The sequence below is a fragment of the Acidithiobacillus acidisediminis genome, assembly GCF_023277115.1.
Classification (GTDB): Bacteria; Pseudomonadota; Gammaproteobacteria; order Acidithiobacillales; family Acidithiobacillaceae; genus Igneacidithiobacillus; species Igneacidithiobacillus acidisediminis.
This window is the reverse complement of record NZ_JALQCS010000001.1, coordinates 1,341,726-1,361,019: the sequence shown is the minus strand read 5'-3', so window position 1 is coordinate 1,361,019 and position 19,294 is coordinate 1,341,726. Positions and strand designations below refer to the sequence as shown.

Annotated in this window: 18 protein-coding genes; 4 read left to right on the top strand and 14 right to left on the bottom strand. The window is 57.3% G+C overall.

The genetic code is table 11. From position 1 onward, the window contains the following. Positions 1–41: 41 nt before the first annotated feature. From aroB to M5D89_RS06905, 4 genes are all read left to right on the top strand, one after another. Entirely contained in the window at positions 42–1,124 is a 1,083-nt protein-coding gene (gene aroB, locus M5D89_RS06920; RefSeq protein WP_248885101.1) for a 3-dehydroquinate synthase, read from the top strand. A gap of 3 nt (positions 1,125–1,127) precedes the next feature. Beyond that, a complete protein-coding gene (thyX, locus tag M5D89_RS06915; RefSeq protein WP_248885100.1) occupies positions 1,128–1,934 on the top strand; it encodes an FAD-dependent thymidylate synthase in 807 nt (268 codons plus the stop codon). A gap of 2 nt (positions 1,935–1,936) precedes the next feature. Then, positions 1,937–3,085, top strand: a complete 1,149-nt coding sequence (locus tag M5D89_RS06910) for a deoxyguanosinetriphosphate triphosphohydrolase (RefSeq protein WP_248885099.1) — start codon at positions 1,937–1,939, stop codon at positions 3,083–3,085. A gap of 137 nt (positions 3,086–3,222) precedes the next feature. Then, positions 3,223–3,726, top strand: coding sequence for an SCP2 sterol-binding domain-containing protein (locus tag M5D89_RS06905; RefSeq protein ID WP_248885098.1), 504 nt, complete (start codon positions 3,223–3,225; stop codon positions 3,724–3,726). A 64-nt stretch (positions 3,727–3,790) separates the two neighbouring features. Here M5D89_RS06905 and gatB read toward each other — a convergent pair whose 3' ends face one another. The 14 genes from gatB to M5D89_RS06835 all read right to left on the bottom strand — a co-directional run bounded on the left by gatB (position 3,791) and on the right by M5D89_RS06835 (position 19,289). Continuing rightward, a complete protein-coding gene (gene gatB, locus M5D89_RS06900; RefSeq protein ID WP_248885097.1) occupies positions 3,791–5,221 on the bottom strand; it encodes an Asp-tRNA(Asn)/Glu-tRNA(Gln) amidotransferase subunit GatB in 1,431 nt (476 codons plus the stop codon). After that, complete coding sequence (gene gatA, locus M5D89_RS06895; RefSeq protein ID WP_248885096.1) at positions 5,218–6,690, bottom strand: Asp-tRNA(Asn)/Glu-tRNA(Gln) amidotransferase subunit GatA; 1,473 nt, start codon at positions 6,688–6,690, stop codon at positions 5,218–5,220. Before gatA ends, gatB begins: the two co-directional genes overlap by 4 nt. Before the next feature lie 9 nt (positions 6,691–6,699). Next, the gene (gene gatC / locus M5D89_RS06890) at positions 6,700–6,999 is read right to left on the bottom strand and encodes an Asp-tRNA(Asn)/Glu-tRNA(Gln) amidotransferase subunit GatC (RefSeq protein ID WP_248885095.1); all 300 of its coding nucleotides are present in this window, start codon (positions 6,997–6,999) and stop codon (positions 6,700–6,702) included. After that, positions 6,996–7,769, bottom strand: a complete 774-nt coding sequence (locus M5D89_RS06885; protein WP_346347708.1) for an MlaA family lipoprotein — start codon at positions 7,767–7,769, stop codon at positions 6,996–6,998. The genes gatC and M5D89_RS06885 overlap by 4 nt, the downstream gene beginning before the upstream one ends. Further along, a complete protein-coding gene (locus M5D89_RS06880; RefSeq protein WP_248885094.1) occupies positions 7,766–8,422 on the bottom strand; it encodes an ABC transporter substrate-binding protein in 657 nt (218 codons plus the stop codon). The genes M5D89_RS06885 and M5D89_RS06880 overlap by 4 nt, the downstream gene beginning before the upstream one ends. A gap of 30 nt (positions 8,423–8,452) precedes the next feature. After that, on the bottom strand, positions 8,453–9,556 hold the full coding sequence (gene hpnH, locus M5D89_RS06875; RefSeq protein ID WP_248885093.1) for an adenosyl-hopene transferase HpnH: 1,104 nt from the start codon (positions 9,554–9,556) through the stop codon (positions 8,453–8,455). A gap of 101 nt (positions 9,557–9,657) precedes the next feature. Next, entirely contained in the window at positions 9,658–10,500 is an 843-nt protein-coding gene (locus M5D89_RS06870) for a ferritin-like domain-containing protein (protein WP_248885092.1), read from the bottom strand. Next, positions 10,497–11,540 carry a lysylphosphatidylglycerol synthase domain-containing protein gene (locus M5D89_RS06865; protein ID WP_248885091.1) on the bottom strand — a complete coding sequence of 348 codons (1,044 nt, stop codon included), beginning with the start codon at positions 11,538–11,540 and terminating at the stop codon, positions 10,497–10,499. The genes M5D89_RS06870 and M5D89_RS06865 overlap by 4 nt, the downstream gene beginning before the upstream one ends. Next, positions 11,527–14,223 (bottom strand): MMPL family transporter, encoded by a 2,697-nt coding sequence (locus M5D89_RS06860; protein ID WP_248885090.1) that lies wholly within the window; start codon positions 14,221–14,223, stop codon positions 11,527–11,529. The genes M5D89_RS06865 and M5D89_RS06860 overlap by 14 nt, the downstream gene beginning before the upstream one ends. Beyond that, complete coding sequence (hpnK, locus tag M5D89_RS06855) at positions 14,204–15,073, bottom strand: hopanoid biosynthesis-associated protein HpnK (protein WP_248885089.1); 870 nt, start codon at positions 15,071–15,073, stop codon at positions 14,204–14,206. The genes M5D89_RS06860 and hpnK overlap by 20 nt, the downstream gene beginning before the upstream one ends. Positions 15,074–15,075: 2 nt before the next feature. Then, entirely contained in the window at positions 15,076–16,503 is a 1,428-nt protein-coding gene (hpnJ, locus tag M5D89_RS06850) for a hopanoid biosynthesis associated radical SAM protein HpnJ (RefSeq protein ID WP_248885088.1), read from the bottom strand. After that, positions 16,500–17,669 (bottom strand): bacteriohopanetetrol glucosamine biosynthesis glycosyltransferase HpnI, encoded by a 1,170-nt coding sequence (gene hpnI / locus M5D89_RS06845; protein WP_248885087.1) that lies wholly within the window; start codon positions 17,667–17,669, stop codon positions 16,500–16,502. The genes hpnJ and hpnI overlap by 4 nt, the downstream gene beginning before the upstream one ends. After that, on the bottom strand, positions 17,632–18,624 hold the full coding sequence (gene hpnA / locus M5D89_RS06840; protein ID WP_248885086.1) for a hopanoid-associated sugar epimerase: 993 nt from the start codon (positions 18,622–18,624) through the stop codon (positions 17,632–17,634). The genes hpnI and hpnA overlap by 38 nt, the downstream gene beginning before the upstream one ends. Beyond that, positions 18,612–19,289, bottom strand: a complete 678-nt coding sequence (locus tag M5D89_RS06835) for a phosphorylase family protein (RefSeq protein ID WP_248885085.1) — start codon at positions 19,287–19,289, stop codon at positions 18,612–18,614. Before M5D89_RS06835 ends, hpnA begins: the two co-directional genes overlap by 13 nt. Between the last annotated feature and the right edge of the window lie 5 nt (positions 19,290–19,294).

Below are 19,294 nucleotides of genomic sequence, written 5' to 3'. Positions count from 1 at the left end.
CCCCCTACAATGGGGCGAAGCACTTAGAAGAGATGTTTCTCATGCCCAGCCTCCAGGTCCAACTCGGTGCACGTTCCTACCCCATACACATTGGCTCCGGGTTACTGCACGATGCCCAGCTTTTCCTGCCGCACCTGAGTCCAGGTGGAGTCGCGGTCCTGTCCGATGACCTCGTCGCCCCCCTCTACTTGCCGGCACTACGCGATACCCTGGCGCGGGCCCAGTGCCCCCTGGTAGAGATCATTGTTCCCCACGGCGAAGGCAGCAAAACCCTGACCCAGGTTGAGGAGGTTTGTGGGCAAATGCTGGCTGCCGGGCTCGGTCGAGATTCCTGCCTCTGCGCCCTGGGTGGCGGCGTCATCGGCGACTTGGGGGGGTTCGTCGCCGCCATCTACCAACGGGGCATTCCCTTTCTGCAAGTCCCCACCACACTGCTGGCCATGGTGGATTCCTCGGTGGGAGGAAAAACCGGGGTCAATCACGCGTTGGGCAAAAACATGATTGGTGCCTTTTATCAGCCCCGCGCTGTCATCGCCGATGTCGATACCCTGGATAGTCTGCCAGAGCGAGAATTTCGCTCCGGTCTGGCTGAGGTGATCAAGTACGGGCTGATCAATGACCCAGGGTTCTTTGTTTGGCTCGAAGACCATCTGGATGCCATTCTGGCTGAAGATGCCGAGGCCCTGGCGCGTGTCATTCATGATTCCTGCGCCGACAAGGCCGAGGTCGTGGCGCGCGATGAATTGGAGGGTGGCCTGCGCGCCATTCTCAATTATGGACACACCTTTGGCCACGCCATCGAGGCCGCAACAGGCTATGGCAGCTATCTGCATGGCGAGGCGGTAGCCATTGGTATGGTCATGGCCGCCGATCTCTCGCGCCGCCTCGACCTTCTGCGCGAGAGTGAACAGGCGCGCATTTTTCGCCTCATTCAAGCCGCTGGGCTACCGACCCATGCACCGCGCCTGCCCGTAGAAGAATATCTGCGCTACATGCGGGTCGATAAAAAGGCCTCCGGGGGACAGATTCGCTTCATCCTGCTGCGTGGCATCGGTGAATCGATCATTACCGGCGATGTACCCGAGGCTGCCATACGACAGACCCTCAACGCCTTCATGGAGTAAGCTATGGCAGAACACAACAAGGCCACCAACGAGCTGGAAGAGGAGATTGCTGCGCGCCTTCGGCAGCACCCCGACGCCTGCCTGCGAATCGGCAATTTTGGCTTCATCGAGCTGGAAGATAGCTGGGGGGATGAGGCCACGATCATCAATACCGCCCGCATCAGCACCACCAACAATCGTCTCGCCAATGCCGAATCCTTCAGTGAGCGCGATCGCAGTCTGCTCTACCAGCTACTTCACGATCAGCACGGCACCCCCTTCGAGACGGTCTATTTTCGCTTTCGTTTCGTGGCACCCATTTTCGTTCTCCGACAGTGGGTCAAGCACCGCATCTCCAGTTGGAATGAGTTTTCCATGCGTTATCGTAAGCCTATCTCTGAGGCCTACGTGCCGGATCTCGCGGCACGCACGGTGGATGGCTACGCCGTATTGGATGATGACAGCATGGCAGAATATGAAGCGCTGATGGCCAGTTTGTTTGCCTGGTACGAGGAACAATACAGCGCTGCCTGCACCCGGATCGATGCCGCTCGCGCGGATGGTACGCTGCCGGCCAAAAGCGGTGGGCGTGATCCCTATCGTGGCCGAGCGCGCGAATTGTTGCGCAATGTCATGCCGGTAGCCGCATATTCCGATGTCTACTGGACCGTGAATTTTCGCAGTCTGATGAATTTTTTCCGCCTGCGGCGCAAGGCTGATGCCCAGTATGAGATTCGCCAATACGCCGACGCGGCCTACCTACTCTTTTCCCGCCGCCTACCGTTGCTCGCAAGCACCATGGAGCAGGTCTTGGCCGAGAGCCACAGCTGAGCATGGAACACGCCTTGGCGGACTACGCTGCGCACCCGCAGCAGACGCGCGGGCGGCGCCATCCAGAGGAGGAACCCACGGGAGGACGCAGCGCGCACCAGCGCGATCGCGATCGGGTCATTCACTCCACGGCCTTTCGCCGCCTCGAATACAAGACCCAGGTCTTCGTCAATCATGAGGGTGATCTCTATCGTACTCGCCTCACCCATAGTCTGGAGGTGGGTCAGGTAGCCCGTTCCATTGCCCGGCAATTGGGTCTGGACGAAGACCTCGTGGAAGCCATCGCCCTTGCCCATGACCTCGGACATACGCCCTTTGGTCATGCCGGCCAGGATGCACTGAATGCCTGCATGACTGAATACGGAGGATTCGAGCACAACATTCAGTCGCTGCGGGTTGTCGACGTGTTGGAAGCCCGGTATGGGGATTTTCCCGGTCTCAACCTCACCTTCGAGACTCGAGAAGGAATACTCAAGCACTGCAGTCGCAGCCGTGCGGAAAAATTGGGGGATGTCGGCGAGCGATTTCTGAAGGGAGAGCAGGCCAGCCTCGAGGCGCAGATCACCAATCTGGCGGACGAGATTGCCTACAACAATCATGACATCGACGATGGCCTGCGTGCCGGGCTGATCGATCTTGAGGCCCTCTGCGAGGAAACCATGTTCGGGTCGATTTACCGCGAGGTGCAGCGCCGCTATCCCACGGCAGCGCGCAGTGTCTTGCGGCACGAGGCAGGACGCCGCCTGATCAATCTACTTATCACCGACCTCGTCGAGTACAGTTCCGCGCGTATTGCCGCCGCTGGGATTCGCAGTCTCGCCGACGTTCGGCAACACCCTGAGGCATTGGCGGCGCACAGTCCAGAGATGGTTCACGCCATTCGCAAGCTCAAGGCCTTTCTCATGGCCAATCTATATCGCCATCCGCGGGTACATCGCCAAGCCGAAAAGGCCAAAAGGACCGTACGCCAAATCTTTGCCCTGCTCTTTGCCGATCCCCAGCTGCTGCCACGCAAACATCAACAGCGTCTTGGTGAGGCGGGTGACCTGCGCCGGCGCGCGCGGATCGTGGCTGACTATATTGCCGGCATGACGGACCGCTTTGCCATCGCGGAATACGAGCATTTATTCAATCCGCGTGCTGGTGCATAAGAAGTGTTTCCAGAATCCCCTGATATTCTTAATCTTTCTGCTTTATTACAAAATAAAAATCTATTGCTGTCCCGCGCTCTTCTCACGCTATATACTTCGGAAGGATACAACTGACACGCGGGATGAGGAGAAGGATGATGATCAAAAAACTGTTGCTGTCTGCGGTAGTTGGCTCGGTAGTAGCGGCCCCGGCCCTGGCCTTCGCCGCAGCACCCGATTTCATGTCGCCAGAATGGGCCAAGGATCTCTGCAGCGCCTGGAACCAAAACGACACCTTGACGACAAAGTTAGCGGGCTCGTGGATCAAGAACAATGGGGGCAAGGGCTATAAAGTCATGGAGATTTCCGATTCCAGTATGAAATCGACGCCGCCCGTGCAGCTCGAAATTGCCCCCAAGGATGGCAAGGCGGAGTGCATCTATGGCGGTCCGATAAAGGTCACTGACCTGAATTACAACTACGACTACAAAATGTGGGCCACCACCCATGACTGGCATCACATGGGCTCCCCGATGATGGCGATGATGTTTGGCCGCCTGAATTTCAAGGGACCAAAAATGGAAGCTATGGAAAACATGGGGCCATTTTCCGAATTTTTGAAGCTGGTAAAAGAAGTACCAGCGACGGTCCCCGCTTCCTGAGCAAAGACGCAAAACGCCCGATAACGTATCGGGCGTTTTCAATTCCTGCTATTCGATTGACCCATTATTCCGACTGCAAACGTTCTCGGAGTAACGCATTGACCTGATCTGGATTGGCCTTTCCCTGGCTCGCCTTCATCACCTGACCCACGAAGAAACCAAAAAGTTTTTCCTTCCCAGACCGGTAATCTGCGGCCTGCTGTGGATTTTTTGCAATGATGTCGTCGATCATGGCAACGATGGCACTGGTATCGGTAATCTGCCGTAAGCCCCGCGCATCGATGATGGCATCCACCGTACCGCCTTCGTGAAAGAGGATTTCAAAGATTTCCTTGGCAATTTTCCCAGAAATGGTCTGATCGGCAATACGGGCGAGGAGTTGACGCAACTCTTCCGCCGTTACGGGACAGTTTTCGATCTCGAGATTGGTTTTGTTCAGGGCACCCAATAACTCACCCATAACCCAGTTGGCAGCGACCTTGGCATCCTGACCAAGCGCCACCACTTCGAAATAGTCCGCCAGCTCCCGTGCTGCCGTCAGCACCGCAGCGTCATAGGCCGGCAGTCCATGCTGCTCCATAAACCGCGCCTTGCGCGCATCAGGCAGCTCAGGCAATGCCTTGCGCACCTGCTCGATCCGTTTGTCATTGAGCTGCAAGGGCAACAGGTCGGGGTCGGGGAAGTAGCGGTAGTCGTTTGCCTCTTCCTTGCTGCGCATGGAACGCGTCTCGCCTTGATTGGCATCATAGAGACGGGTTTCCTGCACCACCTTCCCTCCAGACTCGAGGATATCGGCCTGCCGTGCAATCTCAAATCCAATCGCTTTTTCCAGAAAGCGAAAAGAATTGAGGTTCTTGATTTCGGCGCGCGTGCCGTATGGTTCACCGGGCCGCCGCAGAGAGACGTTCGCGTCACAGCGAAAGGAGCCTTCCTGCATGTTACCATCGGATATATCGAGGTAGCGAACCAGGGCGTGCAACTTTTTCAGATAGGCCACTGCGTCGCTCGCAGAGCGCAGGTCGGGCTCGGAGACAATCTCCAGCAGCGGCGTTCCGGCTCGATTCAGATCGATCCCGGACTCTCCGTCGTAGGCCTCATGCAAGGACTTACCGGCATCCTCCTCCAGATGTGCGCGGGTGATACCAATCCGCTTTTCTTCTCCATTTGCCAGGAGGATATCGAGGTGTCCGCGGCCAACCACCGGAATCTCGTACTGGCTGATCTGATACCCTTTAGGCAGGTCCGGGTAGAAATAATTCTTACGCGCAAAGATGCTGCGCCGGTTGAGCTCGGCACCAATCGCCAAACCAAAGGCGATGGCCTTGTTCACTGCCGCTTCGTTCAATACCGGCAGTGCTCCCGGCATAGCGAGACAGACCGGACAGGTATGGGCGTTGGGCTCAGCCCCAAAGGCGGTGGAACAGGCACAAAAGATCTTGCTCTGGGTGTTGAGCTGCACATGAACTTCGAGACCAATGACGACTTCCCAGGTCATGCGCACTGCTCCTCCCAACGGGGTTCACGGCGGTGCCAGTCGGTATCCCGCTGGTAGGCATCACCAAGGCCCAAAATCAACTCATCGGCAAAGTAATCGCCCATGATCTGCAAGCCAATCGGCAACCCTTCCTTGCTAAAACCACAAGGCAAGCTCAGGGCCGGAATCCCCGCCAGATTGACGGCAATGGTATAGATGTCGGCGAGATACATCGCTACGGGATCCGCACTCTTGGCACCCAAAGCAAAGGCTGGGGTAGGCGTCGTCGGCCCCATGATCACGTCCACCTCGGCGAAGGCGCGGCGGAAATCCTCGCGAATCAGGGAACGGACCTGCTGTGCCTTACGATAGTACGCATCATAGTAGCCCGCGGAAAGGACGTAGCTACCGATCAGAATCCGCCGGCGCACCTCGGCACCAAAGCCTTCATAGCGAGACTGCTGATACAGCTCCAACAAATCCGCCGGCGCGTTGCTGCGATGGCTATAGCGCACCCCGTCAAAACGCGACAAGTTACTGGAGGCCTCCGCCGGTGCCAGCACATAATAGGTACTGACCGCATGGACATTATTCGGCAGATGGACGGGACGAATTTCAGCGCCCTGGGCGGCGTACCATTGGATGGCATCCCGTACCGCCTGCTCCACCTCCGGATCGAGGCCGGCGCCAAAGAATTCTTCCGGCACGCCAATGCGCAGCCCCTGCAGGCTACGGCCCAGCGCCGCAGAGAATCGCCCTCCCCCTTGCGGGTGGCTGGTGGAGTCGCGGGGATCGTGGCCCGCCATTGCATCCATCAGCAAGGCGCAATCCGCCGCCGTGCGCGCCATCGGACCACCCTGATCGAGACTCGAAGCGAAGGCAATCATCCCGTAGCGCGAAACCCTACCGTAGGTGGGCTTGAGTCCGGTAACCCCGCAGAAGGCCGCGGGCTGGCGAATCGATCCGCCAGTATCCGTTCCCGTAGCGAGGGGGACCAGTCGCGCCGCCAAGGATGCCGCTGATCCTCCAGAGGATCCTCCCGGCACGCGTTCCAAAGCCCACGGATTATGTACCGCGCCAAAGTGACTAGTTTCGTTTGAGGAGCCCATGGCAAACTCATCCATGTTGAGCTTGCCCAGGGTGATCACCCCGGCCTCCCGTAGCCGCTGCACCACCGTTGCGTCATAGGGTGATAAGAAATCCGCCAACATCTTCGAGCCGCAAGTCGTGCGTTCGCCCCGGGTACAAAAGATGTCCTTGTGCGCGAGCGGAATGCCGAGCAAGGCGCCCGTCTCTCCCCCTGCCCGGCGCTGGTCAGCCTCGCGGGCCTGTTCCAGCGCCGATTCTTCACTGACCGTGATGAACGCATTGATGCGCTCTTGCGAGGCGGGGATACGGGCAAGGAGTGCTGTTGTGAGCTCAACTGCGGAAAAATTTTTCTCGCGCAGGCCAGCGGCGAGCTCCGCCACATCCATCTGGTGGAGTTCCATGATCGTACCTTATTCGATGACTTTGGGAACCAGAAACAACCCATCCTGCGCGCGCGGCGCGGAGGCCATCAGTTCCTCACGGGGCAAATTCTGTGGGCGTAACGCGTCCGGACGCAATGGCTGTTGCAAGTCCAGAGGGTGGGCCATAGGTTCGATCCCCTCGGTAGGCACCGCCTGCATCTCTGCGACCAAAGAAAAAATCCGCTCTAGTTGTGTCGCAACCTGTGGCAGTTCCGCCTCGGGCAAGGCGATACGACTCAATAGTGCGATGCGTTTGACGATTTCCGTATCCAAATTCTCTTCCTTCACGGTACAGCAGCTCCGGATGCAGTCGCGGCAGTTGGCGGCAGATCCAATCCCTGCAACAACTGCTCTTTACTGACCTTTCCGCCATCAATCAAGAACTGCTCGTGCTGTTCCCAGGCATTACGCGCGAAAATATACGGATTGACCGCATCTTCCACCATCTTTACCTGCGGTGCATCCACATGACCCGTATTGATCACGCTCATGCCTGACCACGCCCATTGAGCATTGCTGGTAGGGAAATAATACGGGGGCGATACAAAAATCGCCAGTGCCATACCCGGTAGGTTGCGCAGCGAACTGGGACCATAGAACGGCAGCACCAGATACGGCCCCTGCGGCACGCCCCAGACCCCGAGAGTCACGCCAAAGCTATTATCTTGCTTGGGCAAATCCAGTTTGTTTGCCACATCAAATATGCCCCCCAAGCCAAAAATAGTATTGACGAGAAAGCGGCTCAAACCCTCCATCCCAGGCTGCACTCGGCCTTGGAGAAAATCATTGACGAAAATGTAGGGCATATCTGCATTGGCAAACACATTGCTCACACTGCTACGAAAAAATTTCGGTGTGACTGCCTCGTAACCTTGGTTGACCGGGCTAAGCACATTACGGAACAACCAGAGATTGGCATGAAAGATGGGTTTATTGACTGGCTCAAACGGATCATTGTCTCCCGAGGATTTTGTGGCCGGCCCCTGCATGGTGGCACAGCCGCCCAAGGATAGGAGGCCAACAAGACCGAGCAGCATAGACCAGCGCGCAAATTTCACGATTTCTTGCCCGTCGCGTAGTCGTTAATTTGTTGCTGTAGATGCGCAATCAGTGCAGAGAAGCCCTTGTTTTTGATCATCTGGGTGTATTCTGAGCGTTTCATGGACAGGTCGCTGACGCCATCAGCAACCACATTGATAACGCGCCATCCAGCCCCTTTGTCTTGGGTCAGAAGATAGTCAAAACGATGCACCCGACCATTCTTCAGGGTAAGGGTAGTAAAAACCCCCATCGTACCCGGGCGTAGCTGCTGTGTTTGAATCACAGCGAGATGCTCGCCATTGTAACTATCGAAGCGGCCAGCGTAGGTGGCGGCGGTGTATTCTGCCAGCACGCTGACAAACTGCTTTTGCTGTGCGGCGCTCAACTTTGGCCAATCAGAACCCAAAGCGATTTGCGCAATGCCGCGAAAATCAAACGTCTTGTTCAGAACCGGTGCAATGATCTTGTACCGCCCCTGGTAGCCCGCCTTCTCTCCCGCCTGCATCGTGGACAAGATCGCCTGATCGAGAGTTTGAATCGTCGTCTCAGCACTACTGCTCTCTGCCGTCACTGTACTGGAGGGCGAGGAATCCGCCCATGCCATCGGACTTATGGCAAAGAAGCAAGCGAGAGAGAGAACCGGAAGCAAAACCCTTGACTTATAAGACATGCCGTAGCTCCTTATATTAGGCAGACGGGTTCAACGTTCCACCCGCAAGGGGAACACCGGCCGCTCGCTGCCCGGACCCGGAGGGCTTGCGGGCATGTCGGGAGCCATCGGCCCCCGCGTTCTCGGCCCGAAGAGCGATACCTTCAGCGCCTTGAGGGGGTGAGCGAAGGTATCGTTCACCGCTGTTGGCTCAAAACCAGAGTGCACCTGACACTGGTCACATTTGCTGTTGTTACCCACGCCATAGCGTTCCCAGGGAGTTTCCTCCATCAAAGCGCGAAAACTTGGTGCATAGCCCTCACTCACCAGCAGGTAGCAAGGTTTTTGCCAACCAAAGATATTGCGCGTGGGATTGCCCCAGGGCGTGCATTGGTAGGTCTGGTTACCAGCCAGAAAATCCAGAAACAAACTCGACTGGTTGAATTTCCATTTCGCCTTGCGCTCCTTGCCCAGGCGAAAAATGTCACGGAAGAGCTGGCGGGACGCCTGGCGCTTGATGAACACCTCTTGCTGCGGCGCCCGCTCATAGTTGAAACCCGGCGAGATCGTCACTCCTTCCACACCCATCGCCTTGCAATCATCAAGGAAACCTGCCACCTCTTCCGCACCTTCCCCCTGAAACAGGGTGCAGTTGACGGTGACGCGAAAGCCATTTTCTACCGCCTCACGAATCGCCATTGCTGCGCGCTTGTAGGTGCCAGGCTGACAGACAGAATCATCATGACGATGCTCATTCCCGTCGAGATGCACCGAGAACGTCAAATAGGGAGAAGGTTGGTAGTCACCCATACGCTTTTTCAGGAGCAACGCATTGGTACACAGATAGACGAAGCGCTTGCGCTCTATCAGCCCAGCAACGATCTCTGGCATATCCTTGTGAATCAGGGGTTCACCCCCTGCGATAGAGACAATCGGCGCACCGCACTCCTCGGCAGCGCCAATACACTCTTCTACCGACAGGCGTTTATCGAGAACCTCATCAGGGTAATCGATTTTTCCACAACCTGCGCAGGCCAAGTTACAGCGAAAAAGTGGCTCGAGCATCAGCACCAAAGGATAACGGCGGTTTCCGCGCAATTTTTGGCCGATGATATATCGACCTACCCGATAGCTTTGTATCAGTGGCACTGCCATGGTCTGAATTCTCCTTTTCCAGGGATCTCAACCCCCCAGTGATTGCGAACATGCCTGTAAGTATAACATACCACTGCGTATGTTACCCAAATGCAGAATGGTTACGCCGTTTTTCTCCGAGAAAGAAAGAAAAACAAGAAATTGGCAATTCTTGGGGCAAGCTTGGGGCGTAGTAATCGGGCGTCGTAAGGCGCAAAGCGACGCTCATTTTCGCTTCTGCACAGTGCCAGCAATTTGGTGAGACTCATATCCTGGCTGACCTGCTCATGACCGGTCATGGTAAAGTTTTCTTCCCCCTCCCCTCCCATGCCACGCGCCGTCTGGATCCGTGCCCAGGCCTGCAAAGCGATCACCTGCAAGCGTCGGTATTCGAGCTGCAGCTTCTTCCACCACGGCAGTTGTTGGCGATACCAATGCAACCAATTGACGAAGAAAATGATATGCCGCGCCTCTTCCTGCATGATCGGATCGAAGATCTGCACCAGGGCCTCAGGGAAAAATCCGGAATCTCGCGCTGCAGCAAAGAGACCAAACGCAAAATAGGAGTCGAGGCACTCGCCGTAGCCAGTAAAAAGAAACTCCCAGTGCGGGTCCCGAATCGGCGGCGGCGCCGGTAGCGGCGGAATCACGATTCCATAGTGCGTGACCAGGGCCTGCAAGAGCTCGGCGTGGCGGCGCTCTTCGTAGCCATCGAGGGCCACTGCAGCCTTGACCAAGGGATCGGTTTCCGTGTCCGCCATGTGCTGCACCATGCGCGCCGTGACACTTTCCGTTGCCACCGCCTCACCCCAGAACGGCAGAGATTTGAGTCGCTGCTCGGCCGCCGCATCCAGGTCCGGCCAGTCGATAGTCTTCGGATCGAAATCCACGTGGGTATCGTGAAAAAATTGACAGAATAGCTCTCGATGACTTTGCCTTGCCATCTCAGTCGCCACAACACTCATGCGGTTTCCTCCCAAGCCAGTACTTTTTTGGACCAATTTTGACGAAGGCGTCGCCCTTCCAGCAAATACCAGGACAGCAACAACGGCAGACCTAATGCCAGCTCACGAAAGCGCCGGAGCAAGGAATAGGCCAAGGCCAGATCGGGGCCGATTCCCAGCACTGTCCCGAATAACATAAAACCACCCTCCTGCACGCCTAACGCTGACGGCACAAAGAATGCGGCACTGCGTAGCGCTTGCCCCAGGCTTTCCAGCAGAAGGGCCGCAGGCGCGGAAATCGAGTGGTGCAAAAAGACAAAGCTCAGCCACAACTCTCCCGCACCGGCAAAGAGGCCCAGCAATTGCCAAAAATTCGCCCAGAGTAAGGCCCAGCGCCGGCGATATAGGCGGGCGATTTCCGCATCCAGTTGCCGTGGATCACCACGCAGCGCAATCCAATCCCGCCCCCCGCTCAGTCGACGCAGGATTCTTTGGAACAGATGGAAAAGACCGACACGACCCTGCAACCAGAACAACAGTGCCAGTATCGGTAAACTTAGCGCCAATCCATACAGCACGGCATCGCGAAGATGGACATCGCTTGCCCAATGCAACAGGAGTACAAGACCCAGCAGCGTGAAGAAAAACTGGCTCAACAGCGTCAGACTCACTTCGACCACGACGCTAGCCGCCGCTTGGTAGAGCGATACCCCCATCTGCGCCAATCCGCGAATACCGACAAATTCGCCGCCCACTCGGGCGACGGGCAGGAGTCCATTCACGGCTTCCCGCAGCAGGGCCAACCAGGTCAGTCGCGCCAACGCTGGTCGCTTGGGAACGTCCGCCAAAATCCAGCGCCAGCTCGTGGCATCCAGGGCAATGACCAGCATATGTACTGGAAGAAGAATCAACAATAGCCAGGAACCATCACGCAGTATCGCGAAAATGCCTCCCGCACCCTCATCCCAGATGAGATAGCCCATGAATAACAGCCCACCCAGGAGCAGTACCGCACTCCCGAGTTGCCGCCGCACCGCGGCGGCGAAATCAGCTACCTTCATCCTGAACAATCCCTTCTTCATGAGGAGAATTGGTACAAAGCAGAAGAAGCGCAGGCAGCACAACGAGAATACAGAGCAGCACGATCGCCAAGGCGATACTCAACGCATCCCCCAAACTGGCCATACCCGGATCAACGGACAGCGCCATGCTACCAAAGGCGCTCAACGTGGTCAGCCCGCTAAAGAAAACTGCCATCGGCGTGGAGGTCTGCAGCAAGTGGGCAGCATCCACTCCGCTGCGCCAGCGCAAGACGATGTAAATACCGAAGGCTACGCCGAGACCAATGAGAAGCGGAAGGACGATGATATTGCCCAGGTTGAAACTTACCCCCAAGAGGGACATCGCCGCTACCGTGAACAGCGCTGCCAACAATAACGGCAATATGATCAGCAACATATCACGATAGCGCCGAAGCGATAAGAGCAGGAGCAGGGCGATACCAGCAATCGCGATATAGGTGGCTTCCTGAAAGGCCCCGAGCACCGCTTCGCCGCCCTCGACTAGCATGACCGGGGTGCCGACCGCAGTTGGTTCCACCTGCAGGACCGAGCTGACAAAATGTAACATCTTTTGATTGTTTGTCAGATCCGCCTTGGGAAAGACCTCGACCCGCGCTTGACCATCTGCGGCAAGGTAGCGGCTACGTAAGTCCCCTGGCAGGGAATTAATCGTCACTGGTGCGGCGAGCAAAGCTTCCCCAAGTTGTTTCAACTCGCTGGGCAAGGTGCCCAAGAGGGAATGCTGCAGCGCATCTATTGCCCGCGGCTTCTGCGCGTCTGCCTGTAAAAACCGCCCCAGCGCCAGCGCGAGGCGCGCCGCAGCCCTCCCCTCTTCACCACGATCCTTGGCCGCCAACGATTGTAACTTTTTCTGTAACTGCCGTAATTTTTCCACCGTGTTGGCTGCTGGTGGCGTCAACGCCGCCGGCATGAGCAAAGAGAAGGGTGGCACCAGAATCTGTAAGTTGTTCAAAATAGAGAGCTTGGGAGCCTGATCCGTTGGTACATAGTCGGCAATGGTCAGCGCCCGTGCCACCGTCGGTACCTGTTTGACGCGCCGGGCAATTTCCTTGGCCTGATCGAGATTTTTTGCCAACACCTCAATGCGGTAGGGTGCCGTGTCGGGGTTGGCCAGTAACGATTCGAAGACTTTTACGCCCTCGGCATGCTGATCGATCATGTGCAAGGGATTGAAATCAAAACGTACCTGCAATGCCGCTGGCACCGCCGCAATAGCAAGCGCGGCCACGAGCACCAGCACGCCCCAGGCGTAGCGATGGATGGGGTAACGCGCCAGGGTAGGCACCCGATGAAAATGAGGGAAATCAACGCGCTGCCGGGCCTTGGCGGAAAGCGGCCAAGTGGTCAGAAAGGCAGGCAGCAAGGTAATGGTGAGCAGGAGGCCAATGAGCATACTGGCGCCAGAAACCAGACCGAGGTCGACAATTCCCGCATAACTGGTCGGCACGAATGCAAAAAAACTGATCGCCGCCGCTACGGCAGCCAAGGACAGGGCCGCCCCCAGACCTCGCGATACACGCCGCATCGCCTCCTCGTGGCTGGCGCCATTAAACAGTTCTTCGCGAAAACGCAGGCTGAATTGGATACCAAAATCAACCCCAAGACCAATGAACAGGATAGCAAAGGAAACCGAAATGAGATTGAATGGCCCAATCACGAGTAACGCCCAAGCCGTCGTCAAAATAATGCCGGCAATTAGATTCACCAATACCCCGATGACCAAGCGGGGGCTACGCAGGGCAATAATCAGGAGCAAAATCTCCAACCCCAGAGTCAACGCCAAAGAAGTAAAAGCACCTTCGCTGACCGTCTTGAGCTGCTCAGCATCTAGCACCGCTTGTCCAGTAATTCCCACGGAAAGTCCATGCGCGGCATCAATATGCAACTGCTCCAGACCGCGGTGCAAAAACTGGATGGATGCCTCTGCAGGTTGCAGACTATGATAGTTCAGGGTGGGCTCGATGAGCACAAATCTTTGCTCGGGCCCTAAATGCGCCAGACTGCCACCCATCAAACTGGCCCAGGAGATCTCCTCTGGATGCCCAGCCAACTGCGCATCGATGCTCCGGGTAAAGGCATTATAGACAGGCGTCAGCCCCTGCACCTGCACACCACCATGCAGACGTTGATCTACGGCCTCGCTGAGCAGATCACTCAACCCCGCTAAACTGGGATTACCAGAGAGGCTGGCAATGAGTGGTTGCGCCGCGGTGATTCGCTGCGCAAATTCATGCACCTGTTGTACCGGCAGATAGAGTAACCCATTCTGCTGGAAAAATTTTCCACCACCGGGAACGTAGACGCTATGAAAATACTTCGGATGCGCCCTTACCCAAGTCTCCAACCGATCGACGGCATTACCCGTAGCGCTGGCGTTCTGCCCCTGCAGGACGACGACAATGCTGTCCCGATCCTGAGGAAATACCTTTTTATAGGCAATTTCGCGCTGCTGAAAAGGCAGATCGCGGGAGAGCACATCACTGGTGTTGGTATTCATCGCAAAATGGCCAGCGATATAGACAACTGCCAATACGAGCAGCAGGGAAAAGAAAACCAGTGTGGCGTGTGCGTGCTGCACGCAAAACGACATAAACCGACAAATGCTACGCATATAGCGCTCGCCAATGCGGGCAAGAAAACGCTCAGCCGCGGGCGAAATCACGATAGCTTCCGGTACGGATACCCTGCGCGCACAGTTCCTCGACGAGGGCGGAATCGCATAGCGCTTGCCACTCTACTACGGGACGATAATCCGGCATGAGCTCGCGCAAAGCTGCAGTCTGCTCTTCAGCAGGATGAAAATATAATTCCGTCAATTGTCCCGCGGGCGCAATGGCCAAGGCGCGGCGAACGCGCCGGACGTCCATCTGCCCGGTAGATTGCAGACCAAGCAGGAGATCATTGCACAGGAGGCCATGCGCACGGATCACGCGGCGCATACCCCCTGCCCAGGTCGAGAGGAGACGCGCGCCCAAAGCTGTTCCAGCGCTGACCGGCGCCAGCTGCCGTGCCAGACCCAGGGGCTCACGGGGGACACGCACAGCGCGCAAGGAAAACCGCTTGCCGATCTCGATGAGCAAGCGCAGCACCGTCGGATGCGCATGGAGATGTTTATGGGCGTTGACATGATCGAGGGACAGACCAGAATCGGCAAAGGCAGCATACTGGGCGGAAATTTCTGCTGCGAGCTGACGCCGCACCCGGGGCAGAAAAAAATAGCGGAACCCCCGTTTCCAGAGGTCAGCTGCGAAACGCCCATGCCCGTCCACGAGGTCGGGGACCTGGGCCGCAGGCAATATGGGAACACCATCCACCAGGGTTAAATGCAAACCCACTCCAAGTTCTGGCAATTTACGCGCCAAGGTGATCGCCTCCGCTGCTGCGGTGGCAGACACCATCAGGCTTGCGCTATTGAGGATTCCTCGCCGATGGGCTGAGACGACCGCGGCATTTACCGCCGGGTCCAGCCCAAAATCATCAGCATTGAAAATGATTCTGCGTTCGCCCGCCACACTTAACCATGACGCTGCCGCAGAAAGCGTACAAACTCCACCCCCTCACGCAGACGACGCTTCATCATCTGCGAACTGCGCAGCATCTCACCGGTGATCTCGGCAATCTTACCCGCACGAAAGTAGAATTTCTTGTACATCACCTCAACGGAATCAAAAATCTCTGTGTGATTGAGATGCGGGTAGCTCATCGGACTGATCTGCACACCACGATCATTCACCAGATGCGCCTCATCCTCTTCCGTGAGCCAGCCCTGCTCCTTCGCCTGATTGTACAAATAGGTGCCAGGATACGGCGCAGCAAGAGATACCTGAATGGTGTGTGGATTGATTTCTTTAGCAAAATTAATGGTTTGCTGAATAGTCTCTTTCGTCTCACCAGGCAGACCGAGAATAAAGGTGCCATGAATGGCAATGCCAAGCTTGTGGCAATCAGCGGTAAATTTGCGCGCCGCCTCGACCTTCAGACCCTTCTTGATATTGTTGAGAATCTGCTGATTGCCCGACTCATAGCCAACGAGCAAAAGGCGCAGACCGTTGTCGCGCAGCACCTTGAGGGTTTCATAGGGTACATTGGCCTTGGCATTGCAGGACCAAGTCACTCCCAGCTTGCCCAGGCCGCGGGCAATCTCTTCGGCACGCGGGCGATCATCAGTGAAAGTGTCATCGTCAAAGAAGACTTCCTGTACTTGCGGGAAGGCTTTCTGAATGTATTTCACCTCTTCGATGACACTGGCCGCGCTGCGAGTCCGGTAGCGGTGGCCTCCTACGGTCTGCGGCCAGAGGCAGAATGTACACTGGGAACGACAACCACGGCCGGTATAGAAAGAAATGTACGGGTGTTTCAGATAGCCAATGAAATAATCCTCGATATGTAAGTCCCGCTTGTAGACCTCGGAGACAAACGGTAAGGCATCCATATCTTCGATCATGGCGCGATCTGGCGTGCGCACCAGCAGACCGTTGGCATCGCGATAGTTGATGCCATCTACCTCGGCAAAGGGCCGGCCTTCGGCAATCTCTTTCAGGGTGTAATCAAATTCTTCTCGCGCCACGAAATCGATGGCAGGGGAAGCCTGCAAGGATTCCTCCGGCTCCACGGCGACTTTCGCCCCAACCAGGCCAATCAGCATCTTTGGATAATGGGCCTTGAGCATTTCTGCCATGCGCACATCGGAGGGAAACGAGGGCGTACTGGTATGGATGATGCACAACTCGTAGCTCGCTGCCACCCGTAGCGTTTCCTCTACGGTGATGTCTGCGGGCGGCGCATCAAGCAGGCGACTGCCCGGGATCATGGCCGCTGGCTGCGCTAGCCAGGTCGGAAACCAGAAAGAGCGAATTTCGCGCTTGGCCTGGTAGCGAGAGCCGGCCCCGCCATCAAAACCCTCAAAGGAAGGGGCCTGCAGGAACAAGGTTTTCATCGTCATCGCTCTACTCCGTCATGCATTTGCCCATGGGCATCGATGGAAAAATTGCGCCCACGCCAGTGGACCTTCCCGGCAATTTGCGCATGTGCCCAAATCGATAGCCCGAGGAAATCAGCCAGACCAACCGCCAGCACCATTAGAGGCGAGTGCAATTTTCGTCCAATCTGCCAATGGTACACGAGGCGCAAGGCTAGGACCAGCACCAGGGGAGCAAAAGCCCAACCTTGCCAGCATAATGCGGCGATCAGGACCAGGGGTAACGGGTAGGTCAGAAAGGAGAAGGCATGCCCCCAGGGTTGCACGGCCCGGGTGGTCCGCGCCCAGCGTAAGGCGTGGGCGTAAAAACTGCGAAAACTGTCCTCCGCCACCAGTGTTTCGACCAGCACATCACTAACGATGCTACGGTAACCGAGGGCCCGGACATGGGCGCCAATGGCGTAATCGTCAGCCAATTCATCCGCCAGCGCGGCAAATCCGCCACAGCGCTCGAACACATCCCGGCGCAGAGCGATGGTGGCGCCACCACAGTAGAGATTGGGGCCAAGCGCTGCTGCCGCCAACACCGAAGGTAGGAAATGCTCCTGAATCTGCACCCCCAGCACTTGCGACCACAGCCCGGGGAGTGTCCGCGCCCGATAGAGGCAACTGCTTAGCCCAACTCCGGGGCGATCCAGTTCTTGCGCGAGTTGCGCAAGATAGTCTGGACCGACGCGAATATCCGCATCCGCCAACACCAGAATCGGGTAGCGCGCGTGCGGATAGATCCCTGCCAGGTTATTGACTTTCGGATTACTACCCAGCTGAACCGTATGACGCACAATACGCAGACCGTTCTGTCCCTGCAACGGTTCCAGCAAGGGCAGAACGGGATCTTGCGCGTCCTGGACCCCGCAGAGCAATTCAAACGGAGAATAGTGTTGCGCGATGAAGCTGCGCAAATTCTCTGGCAGCTGCGGCTCTACACCGTGTAGAGGCTTGAGCACACTGATTCCCGCAGCGCAGGTCACGGGCTCCCCCGGCGCGAACTCGGGCAATCGCGGCCGCCAACGCGCGATGCGCAACCAGGCGAGCCCCCAGTACAGACAGGACAGAAGCGCCAGAAATGCAAAGATCCAGGCGATCACCACGTCAGAAGTAGTGATGTTCAGCAAACCAAGCGACCGCATCGCGCAAGGCCTCTTCGGCGGGTCGATGGGTATAGCCGAGTTCTTGTTCCGCCTTGCGGGAGTCGAAATACATATGATGCGCGGCCATCCGTAATTCGTCGACGCTCACCAGCGGAAGACCGCTGCCACGCCAGCGCACCCAAGCCTCTGAGACCCAGGCAATGGGGTAGAGTAAGCGTCGCGGTACCCGAAAGCGGGGCGAAGGTCGCCCCGTCAACCCGCTGATCCGCGTCAGGATGGCGCGCAGGGAGAGATTGTCACCACCGAGGATGTATCGCTCTCCAGGTTTTCCATATTGCAGGGCCAGCCAATGCCCCATGGCGACATCATCCACATGTACGACATTCAGGCCCGTATCGACATAGGCCGGCATACGTCCCGCCGCAGCCTCCAATACCATGCGTCCGGTAGGGGTCGGTTTGCGATCAGCGGGGCCGATGGGTGTGGACGGATTGACGATGACAATCGGCGCCCCCTGCTCGCGACATAGGACCCGCACGCGTTCCTCGGCGAGGAATTTGGAGCGTTTGTAATGTCCAATCATATCATCGATGGACGAGGGAGTTTCTTCCGTACTCGGCTGCCCATCGCTACGCAAGCCGAGCACCGCCACACTGCTGGTATATACGATACGCTCGACACCTGCCACCAACGCCGCCCGCAGCAGCGTTTCGCTGCCATCGACATTGGCGCGGTACATTATTTCCGGATCTGGAACCCACAGGCGGTAATCGGCGGCCACATGAAAGACCCAACGGCAGCCCAGCACTGCGCGCTCCAAGCTAGCGGGATCGCAGAGATCTCCTTCTACCACTTCAATATCCGGCAGGTCTTTCCACGCCGCATCATCCGCACCCGGTCGGGCCAAGACGCGCACTGGCACGCCCTCCAGCACCAGCCGCCGCAGCACCGCCGCGCCGACGAAACCCGAAGCGCCGGTGATCAGCGCGCGCATGCACACTCTTCCATCTGTATTGCCCTCCGCAACTGTCGCAGCGTCGCTTGCGCCTTCTGCATTTGCTGACCTAGGCGCAAGAGTTGGGGCAGATCTTGCGGGCGTCGCAGCAGATAGCGCAAAAACCGCAGCGGCTGCGGGCGCCCATAGGCATCCACACCGTAGCGCACCGCGTCCGGAAGACGAGTATCGTGGGTATCGATGACGACCCGCAACGCCAAAACCGGTACCCCCTGCTGCGCAGCCAAAGCGGCGAGGACGCCACTTTCCATATCGACAGCCAACGCCTGCTCGGCATATTTCGCCTTTTCCTGGGGGTCAGACAAAACCTGGGGGAGGGAAAGTAGAGCCCCAGCCCTGGCTGTGGGAAAACGCCGCTGAAATGACTCAACCAAGACCGGGGCTGTGGGAAAATTCTGGCTCTGCCAAAGGATCTGCTCCGGGATACAGAGATCCCCTGGCTGTAGATCAGGCTGCAGTGCCCCAGCTGTACCAACGCTGACCAAGGCTTCGGCGCCCGCCGTCAGGAGCGTCTGGCCCGCGCGGCGTGCAGCATCAGCGCCCATCCCAGAGACCACCAGAAGATCGTCGCGACCATAATCGTGCACCGATTCCGGGCATAGCGTAGCTACGCCGAGGGCCTTGGCCTCCGCCGCCAGGGCCACGACCA